This is a genomic window from Enorma burkinafasonensis, from assembly GCF_902150035.1.
In the GTDB taxonomy this organism is placed as follows: Bacteria; Actinomycetota; Coriobacteriia; order Coriobacteriales; family Coriobacteriaceae; genus Enorma; species Enorma burkinafasonensis.
The window spans coordinates 1-19851 of sequence record NZ_LR597518.1 but is presented as its reverse complement, the minus strand read 5'-3'; the positions used below and the strand labels follow the sequence as shown (position 1 = coordinate 19851).

The window sequence follows — 19851 nt, the reverse complement described above, 5'->3', positions numbered from 1 at the left end:
GGAACCGTAGACGGGACGCTAGGCATAGAGCACATATGAGGATGATCAACCCGGATAGAGGGATTAGGAAGCTGAGTATTCCCATGTCAAACCCTTCGTCTTCCCCTGGATCATTCGTGTTGGATATGCATTTTGCCCATACATGTATCTCCCGTTGAAGAAACCTTCATGCAGCAGCATAAAACCAAGCTTTGCATAATGTAGCACATCGAATGAGGGTAGTTCTCAGGATAAACCGGTGGGGAGACCCGTAGACAATCCGGTTGACAATAAAAGCCCGAGGGCATCCTCGTAGAAAAAAGTAGGACCCGCCCCGGTTGATCGCTGATCAAAGCATTCGCATCATCTCGACACGACCCACGAAGTACGATGGCGCTAATGGAATACGACGCAAACGTTGCCGCAAAACAGCCGGCAATCCCGCTCGGCGTGCATCCCCACCAGCGCAAAAGAGTCTATATATATAAGAGCGAGGCCCACAAACCGTCCCGAAAGGAGATCGATGCGCACGCATACACCTTGACGCCACCCTGCTGGATAATGATGTTCCATTATGCGTTTCAATTTGCCGAATCATCGAGATCGATGCGAAAGTATTCTCGAACGGGCGCCCAGAACAAACACGGCTCCAAACCAGAGCGAGAGTACGAACATAAGAAGCAAATAGAGCAACGAAGCACCCCTGATTCCAAACAGATCTACAATTGAATTAGACAAAACTAGCGCAGTCAAAGAAACCGCTACGTAACCCCAAATCAGTGTGGTTTGCCTTCTCATAATGGTAATTCCGAGCGTAAAAAGCGATGCAACTGCCATAAAACCCCCTCCTATCAGCAAAATGAGGAGGTCGATGACGTAGCGCTCGAGGTCCGCGTTATACAGGGCCCCTAAAACAGGCGCACCGATAAAAAAGGCTCCCATAACGCACATGCAAGTTACCGCGGCGATATAAACCATCTGGCGTGCAAACATTCGTAAAAAACGAGAGCATTCTCCATTTGTCCAGGCACTCGTTAATGCCGGTAAAAACGGATTGTAAATAAAAGAGGAAAGCAAATTGATTACCAGAACGGGCATGGAAATATAGCCGTAGTATGCTTGCGATGCGTCGTCGAGTTGGGCATCGATAGCATATTTTGGCGCATTCCCGATATAGAGGAGAAGGAACGTTGCCAAGAATAACGGCACACATTCAAATAACAGCTTAACCACACCAGAAACGCTTGCATCACCAAACGAGGTAAGCCCGCGTTTCGATTTCATCCAAAATGGCTCCAGCAACACATATAGCAGAGAATAAACAGTGGCGATGACCAGTGAGGGCACCATATCTTGCGTAAGGACAAGCGCGACACTGAACACCAAAATATTAGTAGCGAAGCGAATTGATAGCGCCTTAGCGCCGACATCAAGCTTGCCCCGCCTTTGGCAATCTCCAATGAACACATCTTCGATGGAATCTGTAGCCTTGAAAATCAGCGTGAGAAGAATGACCAGAGATTTTGTGGGCGCATAATGCAATTGCGATGCCGAATAAAAAAGATACGCTGCCCCTAGCAACACCATAACTACGGTCGTAAACACACGCGCATAAAAATAAGTGGCCAGTGAAAAACGACCCTTGATGTCGGACGCATGGTAATTCCTGACACCGAACTTGCCAACGTTCAAAAAGACATTTGCGTTGGCATATGCAATGCTAAATATGCCGGCATCAACGACATTTCCAACCCGAGTAATCACCATCAACATGGCCACGGATTGAAATGCGGAAAGAAACCCTCCCAGCGTATTCCAGAAGAAAACTGCCTTGCCGGCAGGCTTTTCGTTTGTCCCCACGCTCATCTTCCAAACATCCTGCAAATCACATCAAAAGCTCAATAGTTCACGATAGACAGCACAATTCAAACGAACGGCAAAACGAGTACGTAAGCATGATGAGTGAGATGGTCATCGATCAATCGATGCAGCATCGATTGCCGGAAGTGTGCTTTCCAGATCGGCCATCCTCTTTTTGACAATCTTCCGCTTGCCTTGAAGGACGTATACGCAGTACATGCCTAGAGCCGTAAGCCTATGCCCCAATAGGCCTTTTATCATCCTTCTTACTTTTTTGTTCTTTGAATAAGAATCTCGCTCATCCAGGTAGCGCCTCAAACTATTAAACGATTCACCGTTTCGATATGATTCAAGGAATTGATCGCGAAGGGCCGAGCGATGTGAAGGCGCCAATAGACAACCGTTAAACATCATGCATTCCTCGAGCTTCCTCTGCTCCAATGTGATGCTTCCGCGACAGCGATTGATAAGGTCGACGCCCTTCTTGCTGTTTATCAGAATTTGCGAAACGCCTTTTGATACATCAAGCGTGCATGGATGCACCGCTCCAAGACCGAAATAATCGGCAAGCGTTATGTCCGCAACTCTTGGAACACAGGCATAGGGACAGGAATAGCAGGATTCACGGTAGAATAACCCGTCAAGGAATGGACCTAGATAGGGATCTTGCGAAGAATCGATATACTCGACGGTGCCGTCATGGTATTCGAAGCGAATGGTTTTTTGAATTAAAGGTGTCCAGCCGTTCACTTTCGACGTTTGGTCTATTCCGGCCAATTTACGATCGCTTTGCTTATAGGCAAGATATTGTTGGAATACCCCTACGGAACCCCCGCCGTGACACACCAGATCGACCGTTATCAGCCCTTCCCTATCTCCTCCGAGATATCCGTATAGCCCGGCCAACTGACAGGGAACCCCTGAATAAAGCACCTCTCGGCCGTCATCCAATGCCTGCTTGACCTGACGGAAGGTGTCCTCCGTACTGCTTTGGACGTATTTGGATCCACGCATCGAATCGAGCTCGTCCATCGATTTGGCACAAACCTGCTTACAAGAGAATTCCTCCCCCCAAACAGCACCGAAAACGTACCCACCGTTTTCTATAACCTGTTTCGAGAGGGCGCTGAACATTCCGCCGGAGGCGCTTCTTTCCAAAACCGATTCGTCCGCGTTGCACGCCGCAAACGCCACCGGAATCGCCCTGGCTGGAATCTGCGGATTCAACTCGGGACATGCCCGGTCGCACAGGCCGCAATGCACGCATAAATCCATCTTAATAACGGGTGCAAGAAAACCGTTGTCATCCTGCGCCATCGATATGCACCGTTTTGGGCAGGCGTTCATGCATGCTCCGCAACCCGTGCACTTTTCCTTATCACAAAGCACCACTAACCGCCCTTCCGGCCGCTTCTACTTACCGCTCTTGAATCACCGCGAAGGAGAGGCAGTAATCCCAGTCGAGAACAGTATTAAGACCGACGCTGAAAATAAAACCATCTTCAACTTTATTTCCGTATTCTGGAACAGAGTGAAACGTCAGGAGATTATCATCCGGATATTCCCCGAGCCAGGAGACCTCCAATGTATAGAGCGAATCGGTTTCGACACTGACAGGATCATCGAAATAAAACGCGTTCACCGTAGAAGGCACAAGCTGCGTGCTAGAACGCGTTGAACGACAGAGCTCATTTCCTTCTGAATCAAGAAGACGAACTGTTAATTCACCATCATCGAATGTCCCCAGGCGAATGGCAATCGCATCTACCTGACTGCCGTTCGTTACGAACGATTGCCTGATATAGTCGCCCGAACCCATCAGAATGATGTCGTTCATCGTGTATCGGATGTAGTTTGAAACATAGTATTGAGCTCCGGCTCCCGAATAATAACCGAAAACAACCGAGATGAGCATCGGTATGGCAAGCAGGGCAACCGGAATCCCTGCAAATCGGCTGGAGACATCAATGGTCATTCCAGAGGAAGCCATCAGCCTATTGGAAACGAAGCAAGAATCGACTATCCCCAAAACAGTTAACAATATTACCGAGCATCCAGCTATATTTGCCGGAATAGTCCGCAACATAGATGAGTAATACGCTTGGCCTGCCCCCTCAAACCAGAATAATGAAACGGGCATGAGGACGGCCACCATTAATATGAGATAGGCGTAATCGAAAGCATTCCAGCTGGTATCGTCATCCAACGATAGGGCAAGCGGAACGACGAGAAAAACGGCTGCATACTCGTAGCTCACACTCGGGATACCCATAAGCAGACACGTATAAAGAAGAACGACTTTCCAAGACGAGGCAGCGAATACTGTAGATAAGGCTGTGCCCACAATCGAAAAGAAAAGGAACGCCTTGCTGACAGGCTCGATCAACCAGGGCCACTCAGATAAGAAGAAGGAGAACTGCGCGTCAAAATTGAGCCGAAACCCTTCCCTCCCTATTGAAAGCGCTCCCGAACCATTAATCAGGTTGCTAATGTATGTCGCTAAGTCCGATATTCCATTGAAACAGAGAAACGGCAGAACGATCGTGAGAATACCGTATATGAGGAGTCTAACTGAATCCCCCAGTCTCCCCTCTCGAACAAGGAGGAATCCAAAGATCGCAGGATATAGCTTGATTCCCGCTGCCAAGGCCAGCGAGATTAAAGCAATCTCGCGAGCAAAAGCATGCTTAGAATCTTTGAGACAGAAGAAGAGCAGCGTGAGATCCAAAGCAATGATGATGTTGTTGGCACGTTCATATAAATACAGCATGGGAACAGATACTAGAAAGATTCCCACGAACAGCCATCTTTCCCACGGTTTTCCCTTTTTCAGATTCCACAACACGATAATCAACATCAAGTGAGTCACGAGAAGGTATATTACAAACAGCATGAGAGGCTCTTGGAGGAACAGCTCGTCCTTATTAACCGCATGGCTCAATCGATACTGCGAGAAAGGCGAAAGCAGGGATGCGAGAAAGAGGTAGATCGCATTCGCCAGCGGCGGATAGATCGTTTGGGTCGCATATCTAGAAGCCCTATATTCCTCAATATTCGCTGCAAGCATATTGAAGAAATCCATAAATGTATCGTTGTCGAATGAAGTTAGATACAAATGCAGCGTGTGCAGATCCGTAATGACAAGTGAAATGAAGAAGAGCGCCAGAAATATCAAGCACGCAAGATAATACAGGCGCTTTCTGTTTGGAATTTGGGTGAGGAAGGGCTCCAGGGGTGCCTTGCCACCGAAGTCATCCCTCCGATGATGCAGAAGGAAAGAGGACCGGGAAACAACCTCGTAATCGGTCGTGAAATGCTCTGAATTATCCATCAGTCGCAACCTAGCTTATCCCCTTGACCCAACAGCCTTCAGCGCAGAAGTCATATATGTCTCGGATGAGGTCCTAAGAGCAGCAATCGACTCATATAGCTTTGCATAATCAACCGGTTTATCAACGATTTCCCCGCCGACGAACAAGCGATCCTCTGCACCGAGCTTCTCAAGGAGAGTCTTGACCTTGAGGCCCCTGAGCGATGACGTAAAGCATGTGAAATTCCGTTTATGCAATATCGAGAATATCGTTCCATGGAACGTTGAGGACATGCAGTAGAAGCTGTTAGCGAATTCGCGCTGAACCTCATCTGCGCAAGAAGGCGTCGCAAACTCATCACACCACTCATGTCGCCACGAAATAGCGCGAAGCTTCTTATTATGCAGTTTGGCAAACGCGGTAATCGCACGCACCTGCTCGGTTGAAAAATGCTCTCCGTACACTGCAATATAATCGCTATCTGCGGCGCCTTCGTCCGCGAAATAGGGATATAGCAAAGTGGGATCGAGCACTTCCACACATGTTTTATCTGTCAGCTCCTCAACCCAGTTGCAGGTTATACGATCTCGCGCGGAAATGGCACAGAAACCGTCAAGCCCTTCTTTCATCTGGCGACGCAATTCAGGTGATGGATTCTTGAGGGTAATACCAGAGGTCGCATACGAAAAATGGGGCTTGGTGATGCCCAGGCCAAAATACGCGGGAACAAAGTTAATCGTTGGATTCGTCGCAGACCAAAGCTCATCGCTTCCGATGACGATACAATCGTAGCGATCTTCCAATTCTTGAATGCAGCTATAGTTCGGAGATATCGATACTCCCTCAAGATCCCTTTTCAGAATACGGAAGGTGTTATAGGCGGGAACAAGCCGAGCCGCCAACTTTTGAAACGGTTTGGGAAAGAATTTCTCGAAATAGTAAACGGAATTTAGTTTCCACGAGTAATGCCTTCGTATCGAATAGCTAACGAGCTCGCAATCGTGGCCGAGACTCTCCAGATAATTGTATAAAGACATCGTATGGAAAAACGAGCCGTAATCAGCGAAGTAGACTGTAACGATCCCGATTTTCATCGCACTTTCTCCTTTTCACCACGCTGCTCCCGCTCGGCAGCAATCATCCACTCCCCCAGTCGCTCCTCCTCGATAACAAGCGGACGCCTAAGCGTTCTGCTGTTGATCGTGAGAACGTACTCTCCCAGTATGCCGATAAAAGTCAGCTGAAGTGACCCGAGCACCAAAACAGCCAGAAGCACCGGAATCGATCCAGCAGGGAACGTGGCCCAGTTGAGCATCTTCATTACGAAATAGATGATCGCAACACACAACGAAACAACCGAAGCGAAGACACCGATAAGTGTAGCGATGCGCATCGGTGCCTTCGTATAGCTCGTAAATGAAAGCATCGCGGCATCATAGAGCGAGGAAAAATTGTTATGAGTTTTACCCGCCCTACGCTCGGCCTGTTCGTAAGGAATATCCTTCCGATTGGCGGGCCCGAGCTCCGCGACAATACCCCTCAAAAACGGCTGAGGATCATCGAGGCGCTTCATCACCTCAATGAAGCTTCTATCGTATAGGCCCGTACCGGTGAAATGCTCGATCTGGTCTACGCTGCTCATTTCATGAATGAGCTTGTAATAGATCGATCTCAACCAGCGCAGAATGCCATTTTCCTCACTGGAAGCCTTGATCGCGCACACGACATCGTGCCCCTGCTCCCACTCACGAACAAGACGCGGGATAAGGCTTGGAGGGTCCTGGAAATCACAGCACATGCTGATCACGCAGTCGCCTTCGGCCTGGCACATACCGTAGTAAGGAGAGTTAAACTGCCCGAAATTACGAGAGTTCAATATCGCCTGCGTATGACAATCAGACGCGCAGAGCACCCTTAACTTGTCGCGCGTTCCGTCTGTCGAATGGTTATCGATGAACAGAATGCGATAGTCGTAGCCAGGGAGGTACTTCGTGAACTGCTCCGTCACGGCATCGTGCATGGGAATGACATTGAGGGCCTCGTTATAGCACGGTATCATCACCGTGATGAGCCCGCCCATCCGCCCACGCTCCTTGCGAACCTGGTAGTCTTCGGACATCTTTTCTTACTCAACCCCCATGAGCAGCCTATTTAGGTCGCTCGCATGTCGAATTGCGTAATCGCAACGCTCCAGTAGAACAGGATCGCTTCCCTGGCCCCAGGTGACATACGCAAAGGAGACGCCGCCGTTGCGGGCGGTGAGCATATCCGTCATGCCGTCACCGATGTATATGGCAGATTCTGGAGCAACCCCGAAATACCCGAGTATCGAATTCAGGCCATACGGATCCGGCTTAGAAGGCCTGCTTTCATCGTAGCCAACGATCTTCCCGGTAAAAAACGGGAAGAAGCGACGCATGCATTCCTCGGAGAGGCGTTGGCTCTTGTTCGTATTCACTGCAAGATGCACAGATGAGGACTCAAGCTGCTCTAAAAGCCCATAGATGCCCTCATAGGGACGGGTCAGGGGCTTCTCGCTTGCAGAATAGATGCTGCGGTACGATTCCTTGACCCTGTCTACGCATCCGTTATCTCGGGACCCTTCAGGGAGGAGTCTCGAGACGATTGCCTCGAGATCTCCTCCCACGAGACCGGGATACTCATCCACTCGATGAACAGGGAAGCCATTGCACCGGAGTGCTTCATTGAAGCACTCGGCAACATCCCCTATGGTGTCCAGCAGCGTGCCGTCTAAATCGAATACAGCAAGTTCGAATTTAGGCAACGCTACTTACCCTCGGCAACGGCAATGCGCTCGTACATCATCTTCATGCGCTCGCGGTCCTCACCCGCCATGCGGTCATAGAAAGTGCACTTCGACTCGAGATACAGCGCCTCGAACTTCATCGCCAGCAAGATTCCACGCCGAAGCACGCGCTCGTCATCCGTAATCTCAAAGTGGACCTTACGCGTCTCGAAACGATCGGCAAGGGGCGTCATCTTCTGAATAAAGGGGATGGCATCGAATGAGATGCCGCCACCGAAGCACACGCGCAAGCCCGCCTCACGTGAACGCTTCGCAATCTCCGAAACGGCCTCGAACATGGTGTCGCTATTGATATCGGCACGGGTGAGCCCCATGGATGACGAGAGGTCGACGCGGCCGACCCCGACCATATCAAGGAAGCCGGCACCTTCCTTGAGAATCGCATCGTAATTCTGCTGGCAGGTAATGGTTTCCGCGTTGATGATCCACTCCACGGATCCCATCTCGTCGCCATATACCTTTTGCGCGGCACCCTTGAATTTCGACAGGGCGAAGGGGGTCTCGATCATTGGGGCCATAACGCCCGCAGCGCCGAGAAGCTTGCACTGATCGAGGTCTCGCACCGCTTCGCAACCACCGATCTTGATGGTGAGGGGCACATCAGCGCGGTTGATCACCTCGTTAAGCATAATCATCTCGTCGGTGCGAGAGCCCTCAGCCTCAAACTCAGCCTTGATGGCCTTGCAACCGCAATCTTCCTTGAGCTCCTTGAGGATCTCGAGCATCTTCCGTCCAGTAGCGTTCATAGCTATAGACTCCTTCCGTCATTGGCGACTCTTATACCAGTCTACCGTTTTCTTGATTCCCTCTACAAAAGACCATGAGGGCACAAAGCCCGTATCTGAAGTCAGGCTGGTGATATCCGCCTCGAGGTGCATAACCTGGTTGGGATAGTAGGGCAACTCTCCGAACCCGAGCGTTGCCGTCGGATCGACCGCGTCCCTGATTATGCTGATGTAGTCTCGAAGCGGCCGCACCTGGCCGGACCCCACCACATAGACAGCGCCGTCTCTACCCTCGCGCGCCGCCAAATAGAGGGCGCGCGCCGCGTCTTCGCAAAAGAGATAGTCCCAAATCTGGTCCCCGGGCGTGCACGCAAAATGCCCCGTTTGCGAAAGCTCCCTTATGCAGCTCATGACAAGCGAATGGCCCGCATCGCGTGGCCCAAAAATGCTTACGATACGGCACCAAATATGACGCATGTCTAAGTGGGAGCATAGGGCTCGACTCATTACGGAAGCCGCAAGCTTTGCGGCTCCGTACCCATTGTCGGGATTGCAGGGGAGGTCGGGAGACAGAACGCCTTCAACATGCCCGAACTCACTTTGCGACCCAGCGCCAACGAACACGGAGCAGCCGAGTTCCTTCGCGGCTTCAACCGCCATAAGCGTGAAGGCGATGTTCCTCTCTTGCCTTAGCCAATCCTGTCGAGCGGGACCGAACGTCCCGCTCCAAGCCAGATGGAAAAAAGCGTCCACGGGTTTATCGATAAGACCCGGCAGGCGATCGATCTCATGCAAGTCACATGGAACGGCATGTACCGAATCGCAGCGCGGAATCACGTCCACGCGCGCAGAGTCCGGTCGATGCACGGCATAGACCTCAACGCCCTGCCTCACCAGCTCATCTATTAGAGATGTCCCCACCACGCCCGTTGGACCGGTGACCACGGCGCAGGAAATCTCATTCACCGAGGGCCTCCGCCAACGAAGCCTTCACCGCACGCATCTCATCATCCGGAATGAACGGCGACATGTCTTCAAGGGGGGGAGAGACCATAGAACCGTCTGGTAGGCGCTTAGACCCCAACTTGGGTTCGAAGAACTGGCCGGTGTCGACCACAGCCTCGAGCACCGCGGGTCCCTCGGATGCGAGGAACCCATCGATGGTATCCGTCAGTTCGCCACCATCCCCAATGCGGTAGAACGGGAAATCGAACGCACGCGCAATAGCCTCCCAACGAGGGAAGCCCACGCCGCTTTGCTCGTCGACGCCCGTGAAATGTGCATCGAACGTATTCGTCTGCGTCTGCCTGATGGAATGGTATCCATCGTTGTTAATGATTACAAGCTTGACGTTAAGCCGATTGTATGCGACTGTCTCGAGTTCTTGGAGGTTCATCATGAGCGACCCGTCCCCTTCAAGACAAAGAACGGGATCACCATGGCGCGCAATGGCGGCGCCGAGCGCAGCGGGAAGGCCGTACCCCATCGAAGCGCAACCAGAATTCGTGTACAGCCGCTGACCGGACTTAACGCGCCATGCCTGGAACCCTATGACACAGGCAGAACCGTTGCTCGCCACGATGGACCAGTCGTTCGGGACGTGAGAACTCAGCACATCGATAAACCCGTACGGGTTAAGAGGAGAACCCGAAGAATTCACCGCGGGAAGGGTGGCCGGGAAACGATCGTTGACCCCCTTGCACCACTCGAGCCATGCGGCGTGCTCCCGGGGAGCGATCTGTTTACCGCTGCGAATCACTGCATCGAGGAAGTCGCGCACGTCCGCATGGATGGGCATATCGATGGCGACCGTGGGCTTAGCGAGCTCCGCCGCATCGATATCGACGGCGATCTTGTATGCGTTGGGTGCAAAGTTCTCCCAGTTATAGCTGATTTGCCGAATATTCAGGCGACAAGCGAGAGAAATAAGGAGATCGGCATTCTGGAGCACGAAGTTTCCGCCACGGGTTCCAACCGTACCCGGACGACCAACATATAACGGATGCTCATCAGGCAGCAAGTCATGAGCATTCCATGCCGTACACACTGGAATGCCCATGCAATCGATCGCTTCGAGGAAGCTCTCGTATGCCTTTGCTGTACGGATTCCGCCGCCAGCCAAGATAACCGGTGCCTTCGCAGCTTGAATAGCCGCAAACACCTCATCAACTGCTGCATCCTCCACGCACTGCACGCGCTCCTGTAAACGGAGCGGCCCGCATCCAGATCCGAAATCGTCATGATCGGGATCGAAATGTAGCAATGAATCGGTATCTACGATCGCAGCTTGCACATTCAGCGGGATATCGAGCCAGCATGGACCCGGACGACCATGCGTCGCGATATACAGCGCCTTCTCGAAATGGTATGCGATGCGGTCGACATCGGTTACCATGGCGCAATACTTCGTCATGGGGCGCACCGAGTCGACGATGTTGTACTCTTGGTCTCCCAGCTGACGCAAAGGCAAGTCTGTCGAGGCAATCGTCGTGCTGTACTTGACCTGACCGGAAAACACGAGCATGGGGATGGAATCGAGCCATCCGCCCAACACACCCGTAAGCGCGTTGGTTCCGCCCGGGCCACTCGTAACGCAAACCGCCGCGATGCGCTGCGTCAACCGCGCATAGCTTTCAGCGGCGATGGCGCACGCCTGCTCATGGTGGTTGTACGTGACGCGAAGCCCTTCCCGGTGCCCAAAGGCATCATTCAGGTGCATCGCACCGCCCCCCGTTACCGAGAAGCAATCGACTATCCCCTCTTCAACAAGGCGGCTGGCAAGATAATCTGCTACGCGAATCTTCACGCTACGACACCGCCTTGCGCACGGCATCGGCCATATATACGATCATGTCCTCATCCATACCGGGATAGACACCCAACCAGAAGGTATCGTTCATGATCCGGTCGGTTTCGGCAAGCTCGCCGATCACCCGATACGCATCGGATCCGCGAATGGGGTCGAAGCATGGGTGTCTCACCAAATTACCGGCGAACAGCCGCCTTGTCTGAACGCCCAAACCCTCGACACGTCGCGTCACATCAGCTGCATGAATGCCCTCGGCGCATGTCAGAACAAAACCGAACCAGGAGGGGTCCGACCCTTCAAGCGGCTCCGGAAGAATGAGCTTGTCTGAGCAGTCTGCAAGCAGCTCACGGAGCATGCGCCAGTTGCGCCTGCGCGCCTCGACGAACTGGGGCAGCTTGCGAAGCTGGGCACATCCGATGGCAGCCTGCATGTCGGTGATCTTCAGGTTATAACCGAAATGGGAATAAACGTATTTATGGTCGTATCCGTAGGGCAGTTCGCCGTATTGGCCATCGAATCGATGCCCGCAGCGATTGTCCTGGCCGCCGGTGCAAACGCAGTCACGGCCCCAATCACGGAACGAGCGGATGAGCCTGCTCAGCAGCGGATCCGAGGTGAACACCGCACCCCCCTCGCCCATCGTCATGTGGTGGGCGGGGTAGAAACTCGCAGTGCCGATGTCCCCGATAGTACCTGCCTTGCGCATGGAATCCCCCATGCGGATATCGGATCCCAGGGCGTCGCAGGTATCCTCGACCAGCCAGAGGCCATGGTGGTCGCAGAACTCTTTAACCGCGCGCACATCAAAAGGGTTGCCGAGCGTATGGGCCACCATAACCGCCTTCGTACGCTCGGAAAATGCGCCTTCCAGCATGGTCACGTCGATATTGTATTGCGGGATGGTCACATCGACGAACACAGGAACGGCGCCGAACTGAATGATGGGCGCCACCGTTGTAGGGAATCCCGCTGCGACGGTGATGACCTCGTCGCCGGGCTTGATTGCCCTCTCACCCAGCTCTTGAGCCGTAAGAGCGGAAAACGCCAAGAGGTTCGCCGAGGAACCGGAATTGGTCACCGCAACGAACGGGACGCCAAGGTAGCGGCCGAATTCCTGCTCGAACTCCTCCGTGTAACGACCGGCCGTGAGCCAGAAATCAAGCGACGAATCGACAAGAGAGCATACCTCGTCATCATCGAAGACACGGCCAGCGTATCCGATTCTCTCTCCCGGAGCCCACTTCTTGGGCATCTTATATGCAGCGGTATATTCACGCACCGATGCAAGGATCTGCTCACGAGCAGCAGCCTCGGTCATTCCCTCGAACATCTTTCCCCTTTCGAATCAGGTTGCATGCAGCCCATGCGATACCCTGTGGTCAAACCGTCTTATCCGTCACATCCCGAAATACTCTTCGATGCCCTTTTGGAGCATTTTCCACGCATCGAGACCTTCCGCAAGCTCTCGATAGCCAGAAGCTGTCTGGGCGACGGCCTCCTCGATGCCCCAGTGAGGCATCCAGCCAAGGTCGCTGGTTATTTTACCGTGATCGAGCGCAAGGAAATTCGCCTCATGGGGACCCTCGACATCGACCGCCTTCCACGTGGCGCCGTTCCCCCACTTCGAACAAAACAGGTCGGCGAGCTCACCGGTCGTAACGCAGCTCTCGTCATCGGGGCCGACATTATACGAGGAGGCTAAGCCGCGGTCATCGAACTGTGACCCGCAGATTTCCATATACGCGGAAATCGGTTCGAGAACATGCTGGTACGGTCTCGTTGAGTTGGGGTTTCGAATCTCTATCGACTCCCCTGCGAGCACCGCACGGACGCAATCGGGAACGATGCGATTATCCGCCCAATCCCCGGCGCCGATTACGTTCCCGCTGCGCGCGGTGGATATGGCTGGGCCGTCCTGCGCAAAAAAGCTTCTCTCATACGTTGCCGTCACGAGTTCGGAACAGGACTTTGAATTGGAATACGGGTCGAAGCCGTCGAGCCGGTCGCCCTCACGATAGCGCCTGCCGGGCCGCTCCTCATTGAAATACACCTTATCCGTGGTTACATTCAGGAACGAAGCAGCTGCGTCAGTCGAACGGAGCGCCTCAAGGATGTTGACCGTACCCATCACGTTGGTTTCATAGGTATACGCCGGCCGAGTAAAGCTATCTATTACCAGCGGCTGGGCGGCCATATGCACCACGATGTCGGGCCTAGCATCCTTGATGGCAGCAGAAAGTCGAGATGCATCCCTGATATCTGCGATATATGAATGGACGAACCGATCGAGCCGCGCCCTGTTGTAAAGAGCGCTCGGACCCTCTGGCTCAAGCGCATACCCATAGACATCGGCACCAGCCATCACAAGGGCAGCGGTCATCCAAGAACCCTTGAAGCCCGTATGCCCCGTGAGAAAAACGCGCTTGCCCTGCCAGAAGCCACTCGCGACTCCATACCGTAATGCCACCACTACCTCCAGATCTTCCACGGCGCATCGCCTGATGCCCAGAGCTTTTCGAGTTGCTCTCGCTCGCGCTGGGTATCCATGCACTTCCAGAATCCGTAATGCCGATAGCACGAGAGCTTTCCCTCTTCGGCCAAAACGGTTAACGGCCCGCTTTCCAACACGCAACCATCCCCGTCGATATAATCGAACAGTTCCGGCTCGCAAACCATGAAGCCCCCGTTGATCACCGAGCCATCGGAGTCCCTCTTCTCACGGAAGCTACGGATCTTACCGCTCGACTCTACGCCGAGCACACCCTTGCTCTGCGCCAAAGCGACCCCGGTCAGCGTTACGATGGAATCCGATGAAGCCCGATGGGTCGAAATGAGCTGGGACAAGTCAACATCGGAAACGCCGTCCCCGTATGTGAGCATGAAGGGATTGTCACCAATATAATCCCTGATGCGCCCAACGCGTCCACCGGTCATCGTTCCGTAACCAGTATCGGCAACCGTCACGCGCCACGGCTCAACCTGCGTTCCATGGACCGTCACCAGTTTACGCCCATCTCGGTAATCGAAGGTAACGTCTGAGGAGTGAAGGAAGTAATCGTCGAAATATTCCTTGATCATATGCTGCTTATAGCCAGCGCAAATCACGAAATCATTGAATCCCTGCGTAGAGAAGATCTTCATGATGTGCCAGAGAATGGGATTCCCGTCGATTTCGATCATCGGTTTAGGGCGAAGATGGCTTTCCTCGGAAATTCGCGTGCCGAAGCCGCCGGCCAAAATGACGACCTTCATATTCTTATAGTCGCGTCTACTCTTATCCATCGTCTTGTTCCTCTTCATAGGGTTGTGCTAAATACGTAAAGAATACACCCCCGTCGGAGACGGGTGCTTTGAAATTGCTTTGAGCCCCTTCTTGCACATGCGCAGAACCGATATCCGCAGCTGGCTGCACCGCCCCTTCCACACCGAAGCGCGACACCGCAACCGCCCCCCGCGCGAACTCGAACAAGGGGGTCACCGCTCCAATCGAGAGCACGATGACAAGAAGCCACGGCATGGCAGTCTCCGCAACCGGTCGCACAAGCAACGAAGGCGCCGCTTCGATAATCAACCGTGCGCTCATGAGGCAGATCACGAGCAGGACCGGGATCGAAACCCTAAAACAAACCTCATACCAGCTACCCAAATGAATAAACGGAAGGATTGCGAGCAACATAGCGGAAAACCAGTACAGCGGGTTCTTTTTATATCTAGAGAACAACGGCACCAGGTAGACCCCGATCTCGACAATGTAGAACAGGACTATCAGCCTGAGCGTTGCCCCCGGAGCCAAGCCGAATGGCTGCAAACGGTCTCCGCTTGAAGCGACCGAGTGGTTGCCGAGGAAGAAGAATAGATAAATGACCGCAAGAAGAGCCGCGCAAAGATTCGCCGGGGAGGAGACGGAGCGCAGCCAAAGCAAAGCGTTGCCGCCTCGAATCGAACGAACGCAGGAGCTTATCCCCAAAACAAGGCACAGGGCGACGAGCCCCACGAATGGATACGGCCCCGCGCCGAAGCAGGCAAGCGCAAAGGGGACGTACCGCGAATGGTCACGCTCCAACAGAACCGATAGGGTGCAGACCCACGGAATAATCGTCTGATTGAACACCCAGTGCAGCAACGTCGTATTACTCGAATACTGCACGTATGAGCTACCCGCCCACTGCTCAAGATGCATCGTTCCGAAGGCATGGGCGGCAACCTCCGAGGACCCCATAAGGCAGCGAAGGATGATTCCCGCAACATCACAACCTGAGAAGAACACCAGTACCAAGACGGCAATAAGGCAATCGCGATTTGAAGAGACTCGTAAAACCAGCAGCGCCAAGAGCTCGACGAGGAATACTCCCGCCACCGACCAAACATAGAGGGCGATATTGGCGATCCGCATGCTTAAATCGGCATCCCCTGAAAGGAGGTGGCCGATCTTGCCCAGCGCCGCAGCGGGGAGCCAGTGATTAAGGTAGTAGACGAGAGACGATGCGCCGCCATCGAAGTATACAGGCCAAGAGTCCAGCACAAGGCAGCGAAAAATGCCATTCCTCGCCGTAAAATCGGTGCTTTGGGCCCAGAATCCACCGATGCCGGAAAAGAACACCCACAAAGATGCAACGAGCGCCAGCAACAGCAGTGCGGCTCGAGATACCTGGATAGCATGAGAGCCCTTTTCCTCACCGGTGCGGGAGGCGGGGTTCATGGCATCAAGCAACTCTACGCTGGGTGACCAAAGGGGGCAAGCGCGTCTGACCCGAACGGAGGACGACCAAAGCCAAACTAACAACAATATAAGCGTGGCAGCGATAGCAAAACTGGCACGGAGCCACCCTAAGAGGAAAACTGCAACTGGAAGAAGCGCATATGTCAAAGCGAGCGGGCGCATCAGATCCCATGAAAGCGACACTGCTTTGCATGATCCTGAATGCCGTGTGACAAATGCGAGCATATGATGACCACTTCAACTCGGGCAACCGGCGAAACAACGAGTGCCCCCTGCACAAATACAGATATTCTATGCTTAAGAGACGGCAGCGTGGGAGAGGAAGCCATTCTGCGTAATTTAGGCAGATTAACCGCTACGGCGCTATCTGATAAAGGTCGCAGCAGGGACTCATTTCACGCTGGAGTCCCGTTCCCGTTTTACAATGTCGTCGAGCATCTCGTCTGAATCGATAAGCGGAAGCGTGATGAGCCCTAAAGGCGACATAGACGATAGCTCGGCGAGCTTTCCGATTGCCATGCTGTAAACCGCCTTAATCGCCTCCAGCCTCATCGCCCGCTCCATAGCTTGGTCACGATGGTCCTCCGGCTTATCGGCACCAGCAAGATGTCTTGGCGCGATAGCGGCATCACCCATGATGGGCGCGCTTATCACCGCTCCCCCCACAATTCCGAAGTGCATGACCTCTAAATCGCCTTGGGCGCGCTCGTCAAAATGATCAACAAGACCGAATTGAATGTTTACTGTTGCTTGCAGGACGTTTTTCCTCTGCTTCACATCCAGCGAAAAACGCTTTTCAGGATTACCGACGAAAAGCTTTCGCTCCAGCGTTCTGCCCTTGAGCGAAGCTGCGGCGTGAAAAGAACAGTCAAGCAATGTGAGGTCTTCAAGGCACATGGCTAAGGCGATATCAACGTTGTCGTTCACAGACTGCTCCTCATTCCATCACATTAAACAGCATAAAATGGATAAGCCAAAACGAGCTATCAATCCATGGCAGCAGGGCTTCTCATTCAGAAATCACAACCCTGATTTGATTTCCTATCGACTGAAGGTCGCGTTCCATTTGCATGACCGACTCGAATCGCATGAAAACGATGCCGATAGCGTTGTTTGCCCCTACGAATGATTCGACGGGCTCACCGATATTGCGATACATAACACGACGGTAAACCTTTGGGGCAATCGAATCGGAAATCAATACGTCCCGTAATACCCCCGATTTTTGCGCATGGAGAACATATGTCGCATATGCTCCGCCGTTTCCAGAAAAAGTAACCGGCTGGGAATAATCTCCCATCGCAAAGCGAACGTTGGCTTCCACCAGATCGATCCCGGATACGTCAGAAAGCTGAATCGGAATCATGTTACCGCCGGCCCTCGCGCCGAACTCAAGAACATATGGCTTGCCACCGTCTCCGATAATGACCTCGACGTTAAACTCCCCAAAGGCGATATGCAATTCGGACACCAGGCGCGAGAGCTCGCGTTTTATCGCCTCCAACTGAAGATCCGAAGCGCCGGACGGATACCGCTCCCCTATGGGAACAAGTCCACCGCCCGACGAGTCGCGCAGGCAGCTCATGAGCCCCCAAAAAGCTATTCGACCGTCGACAACGAACACATCGCCCCCGATCACCCGAGGAAACGATGAGCGGATGTACTCCTCTACGAGAATGACGCCGTTGCGCGAAAACGCCTTCGCATACTCCAGCGCTTTCGCAAAGGTCACCTCGCTCGCCTCGTCGATGACACTGACGCCTTTCGAACCGCTCGAATCGGTAGGCTTAACGACGACGGGAAACGTCATATCGCGACACGCAGCCAACAAATCACCCGCCGTGCACGAAGAGTTAAACGACAAGGTACGGGGACAGTTGAATCCATGTCCTGCCAAAAACGATCTGAACAGGTGCTTCGTGCTTAACACTTCAACGGATTGCAGCGGGTTGCCGGGAAGATTCATTTTCTCGGCTACAAATGCCGCCGATAGCGCCGCGGGATCAGAAGCATACGCGAGGACTCCGGATACCTGCTCCGCCTGAGCGATGCGAAAAACGGCCTCACGATCTGTCGTGCTCTCTCCATAGTACACATCAGCCGCATATTGCCCTGGATTATCTACCAGGTAATCGCATAGCACCGTTCGATATCCCAAGCGCTTTGCCGTCTCGATTGCCACAACCTGCTGACGAGACCCGCCCAGCAACAATATTGACTTCATGACATATCACCGAATCGCGCTCTAGTGCTATCTCGCAAGTGCATTGCGACGGAGGATGGCATCGGCATCGAGACGATCGACCGCTTCAAGCTTCCTCGTAAAGAAGCTGTTGAGGAACTCATCCGAACGGTACGGGCGAAACACTTGCAGATATTTGCAACCGGAATGGGAGTTGATTTCCATGAGCTTGGGACCCTTGGTGGTCATGCCCAGATCGTATCCGAGATACTCAAGGGGACCGATGCGCAAAGACATCTCAATGAGCATCTCTTTAATCTCTTGCCAGTTCTCGATAACACCGCTTGCCTCGACACCGCTATCGGGGTGCAGATCGGTATCGATGCGCTTATATCCGTAAATGATATGGCCGCCACCGAATTTGCCGGTCTCCATATCGAAACCGACGTTGTAGGAGCTTATGTCCTTCGATTCGGGTCGATGATAATTTGCCTTGCTATCGTCATTGTTCGCGCCCATGGCAAAACGCAGATAGGATGCCGCGGGAACAGGATCTGCTCCCGTCTGGTTGATCATGAGGATGCGCAGCGTATGGATAAGTGGGTCGATGCGCGCAGTCTGCGCATCGGGGTGGAAGAACTCCGTATAGATCAAATTAGCATGGGTTGAGACGAAGTCGACCACCGATTCCTCATCGGAAGGCTTGTTATCTATCATGAATCGGCCATCGAGATACGAGAGCTTATGGAAGCCACGAGCCCACTCACCATTGCACGGCTTGCATGCGAACTCGCCCTTCTCTTTCAGAAGGTCCAGGAAACCGGATATGCCCTCCTGCATATGGCTATCGATGAGGGGAACCAGTCGATCCTGCGCGCGGTAATAATACGTTTCGGGAAGATACTTGTCGAACTTCGTGCCCGCGAAGATATATTTGAATGTGAGCTTGTCATTGATCCAAATGCGCTGCCAATCATTCAGGGGCCAAGCGCGACAATAGTCATAATCACTTAGATAGTTGGAAATGTTCTCGTCGGTCAATCCGTAGGCAATCGCAGATTCACCGTAAAAGCCATGCTCGTGCGCCCACGCAAGGTAGTCTGCATCGAAAAAGCCGTCACGGACTTCGCGCTCCAGATTATTGAGGTACAGAGAGGCCATCTTTTTCGAAAAGCCCTTGCTAAGCATATCGTTCAGCTCGTTAACCACCATCACAACTCCTCAGCGAAAGAGATACGACATGTTTAATTATGCCACGCGGCTCGCCTCTGTGCGCGGAATTAGCCAGCTAACGCCGAACCGAATAGCGAGGCCTTGATTATCAACTTTATCCGAACACCTCCCACATTCATCCGCACATGTGCGGATGAATGTGGGAACCCGATACCCTGAGGGCCGGATCGGCCGGCCCCGGGAGATCGGAGGACGGCATGTCCGG

Annotated in this window: 16 protein-coding genes; all 16 read right to left on the bottom strand. The window is 53.1% G+C overall.

What is annotated here, in order from left to right:
• Positions 1–573: 573 nt before the first annotated feature.
• Positions 574–1845, bottom strand: coding sequence for a lipopolysaccharide biosynthesis protein (locus tag FS885_RS08395; RefSeq protein ID WP_144744613.1), 1272 nt, complete (start codon positions 1843–1845; stop codon positions 574–576).
• Between the two features lie 105 nt (positions 1846–1950).
• The gene (locus FS885_RS08390; RefSeq protein WP_281281399.1) at positions 1951–3228 is read right to left on the bottom strand and encodes a Coenzyme F420 hydrogenase/dehydrogenase, beta subunit C-terminal domain; all 1278 of its coding nucleotides are present in this window, start codon (positions 3226–3228) and stop codon (positions 1951–1953) included.
• 28 nt (positions 3229–3256) lie between these two features.
• Entirely contained in the window at positions 3257–5170 is a 1914-nt protein-coding gene (locus FS885_RS08385; RefSeq protein ID WP_144744611.1) for a glycosyltransferase 87 family protein, read from the bottom strand.
• Positions 5171–5185: 15 nt separating this feature from the next.
• A complete protein-coding gene (locus FS885_RS08380) occupies positions 5186–6244 on the bottom strand; it encodes a polysaccharide pyruvyl transferase family protein (RefSeq protein WP_144744610.1) in 1059 nt (352 codons plus the stop codon).
• Entirely contained in the window at positions 6241–7269 is a 1029-nt protein-coding gene (locus FS885_RS08375) for a glycosyltransferase family 2 protein (RefSeq protein ID WP_222419904.1), read from the bottom strand. The genes FS885_RS08380 and FS885_RS08375 overlap by 4 nt, the downstream gene beginning before the upstream one ends.
• 6 nt (positions 7270–7275) lie before the next feature.
• The gene (locus FS885_RS08370) at positions 7276–7935 is read right to left on the bottom strand and encodes an HAD family hydrolase (RefSeq protein WP_144744609.1); all 660 of its coding nucleotides are present in this window, start codon (positions 7933–7935) and stop codon (positions 7276–7278) included.
• A 2-nt stretch (positions 7936–7937) separates the two neighbouring features.
• Positions 7938–8723 carry an aldolase/citrate lyase family protein gene (locus FS885_RS08365; RefSeq protein WP_144744608.1) on the bottom strand — a complete coding sequence of 262 codons (786 nt, stop codon included), beginning with the start codon at positions 8721–8723 and terminating at the stop codon, positions 7938–7940.
• Positions 8724–8741: 18 nt separating this feature from the next.
• Positions 8742–9668: an NAD-dependent epimerase/dehydratase family protein gene (locus tag FS885_RS08360; protein WP_222419903.1), complete on the bottom strand. Its 927-nt coding sequence runs from the start codon at positions 9666–9668 to the stop codon at positions 8742–8744.
• On the bottom strand, positions 9661–11508 hold the full coding sequence (locus FS885_RS08355; RefSeq protein ID WP_222419902.1) for a thiamine pyrophosphate-binding protein: 1848 nt from the start codon (positions 11506–11508) through the stop codon (positions 9661–9663). The genes FS885_RS08360 and FS885_RS08355 overlap by 8 nt, the downstream gene beginning before the upstream one ends.
• Before the next feature lies 1 nt (position 11509).
• Complete coding sequence (rfbH, locus tag FS885_RS08350; RefSeq protein WP_144744606.1) at positions 11510–12841, bottom strand: lipopolysaccharide biosynthesis protein RfbH; 1332 nt, start codon at positions 12839–12841, stop codon at positions 11510–11512.
• 66 nt (positions 12842–12907) lie between these two features.
• Positions 12908–13999, bottom strand: a complete 1092-nt coding sequence (rfbG, locus tag FS885_RS08345; protein ID WP_222419901.1) for a CDP-glucose 4,6-dehydratase — start codon at positions 13997–13999, stop codon at positions 12908–12910.
• Complete coding sequence (rfbF, locus tag FS885_RS08340; RefSeq protein ID WP_281281398.1) at positions 13981–14793, bottom strand: glucose-1-phosphate cytidylyltransferase; 813 nt, start codon at positions 14791–14793, stop codon at positions 13981–13983. The genes rfbG and rfbF overlap by 19 nt, the downstream gene beginning before the upstream one ends.
• Positions 14786–16210 carry a hypothetical protein gene (locus FS885_RS08335; RefSeq protein WP_144744605.1) on the bottom strand — a complete coding sequence of 475 codons (1425 nt, stop codon included), beginning with the start codon at positions 16208–16210 and terminating at the stop codon, positions 14786–14788. Before FS885_RS08335 ends, rfbF begins: the two co-directional genes overlap by 8 nt.
• Before the next feature lie 411 nt (positions 16211–16621).
• Positions 16622–17158: a hypothetical protein gene (locus tag FS885_RS08330; protein WP_144744604.1), complete on the bottom strand. Its 537-nt coding sequence runs from the start codon at positions 17156–17158 to the stop codon at positions 16622–16624.
• Positions 17159–17240: 82 nt separating this feature from the next.
• A complete protein-coding gene (locus tag FS885_RS08325) occupies positions 17241–18455 on the bottom strand; it encodes an ATP-grasp domain-containing protein (protein ID WP_144744603.1) in 1215 nt (404 codons plus the stop codon).
• A gap of 27 nt (positions 18456–18482) precedes the next feature.
• Positions 18483–19625 (bottom strand): sugar-transfer associated ATP-grasp domain-containing protein, encoded by a 1143-nt coding sequence (locus tag FS885_RS08320; protein ID WP_144744602.1) that lies wholly within the window; start codon positions 19623–19625, stop codon positions 18483–18485.
• Between the last annotated feature and the right edge of the window lie 226 nt (positions 19626–19851).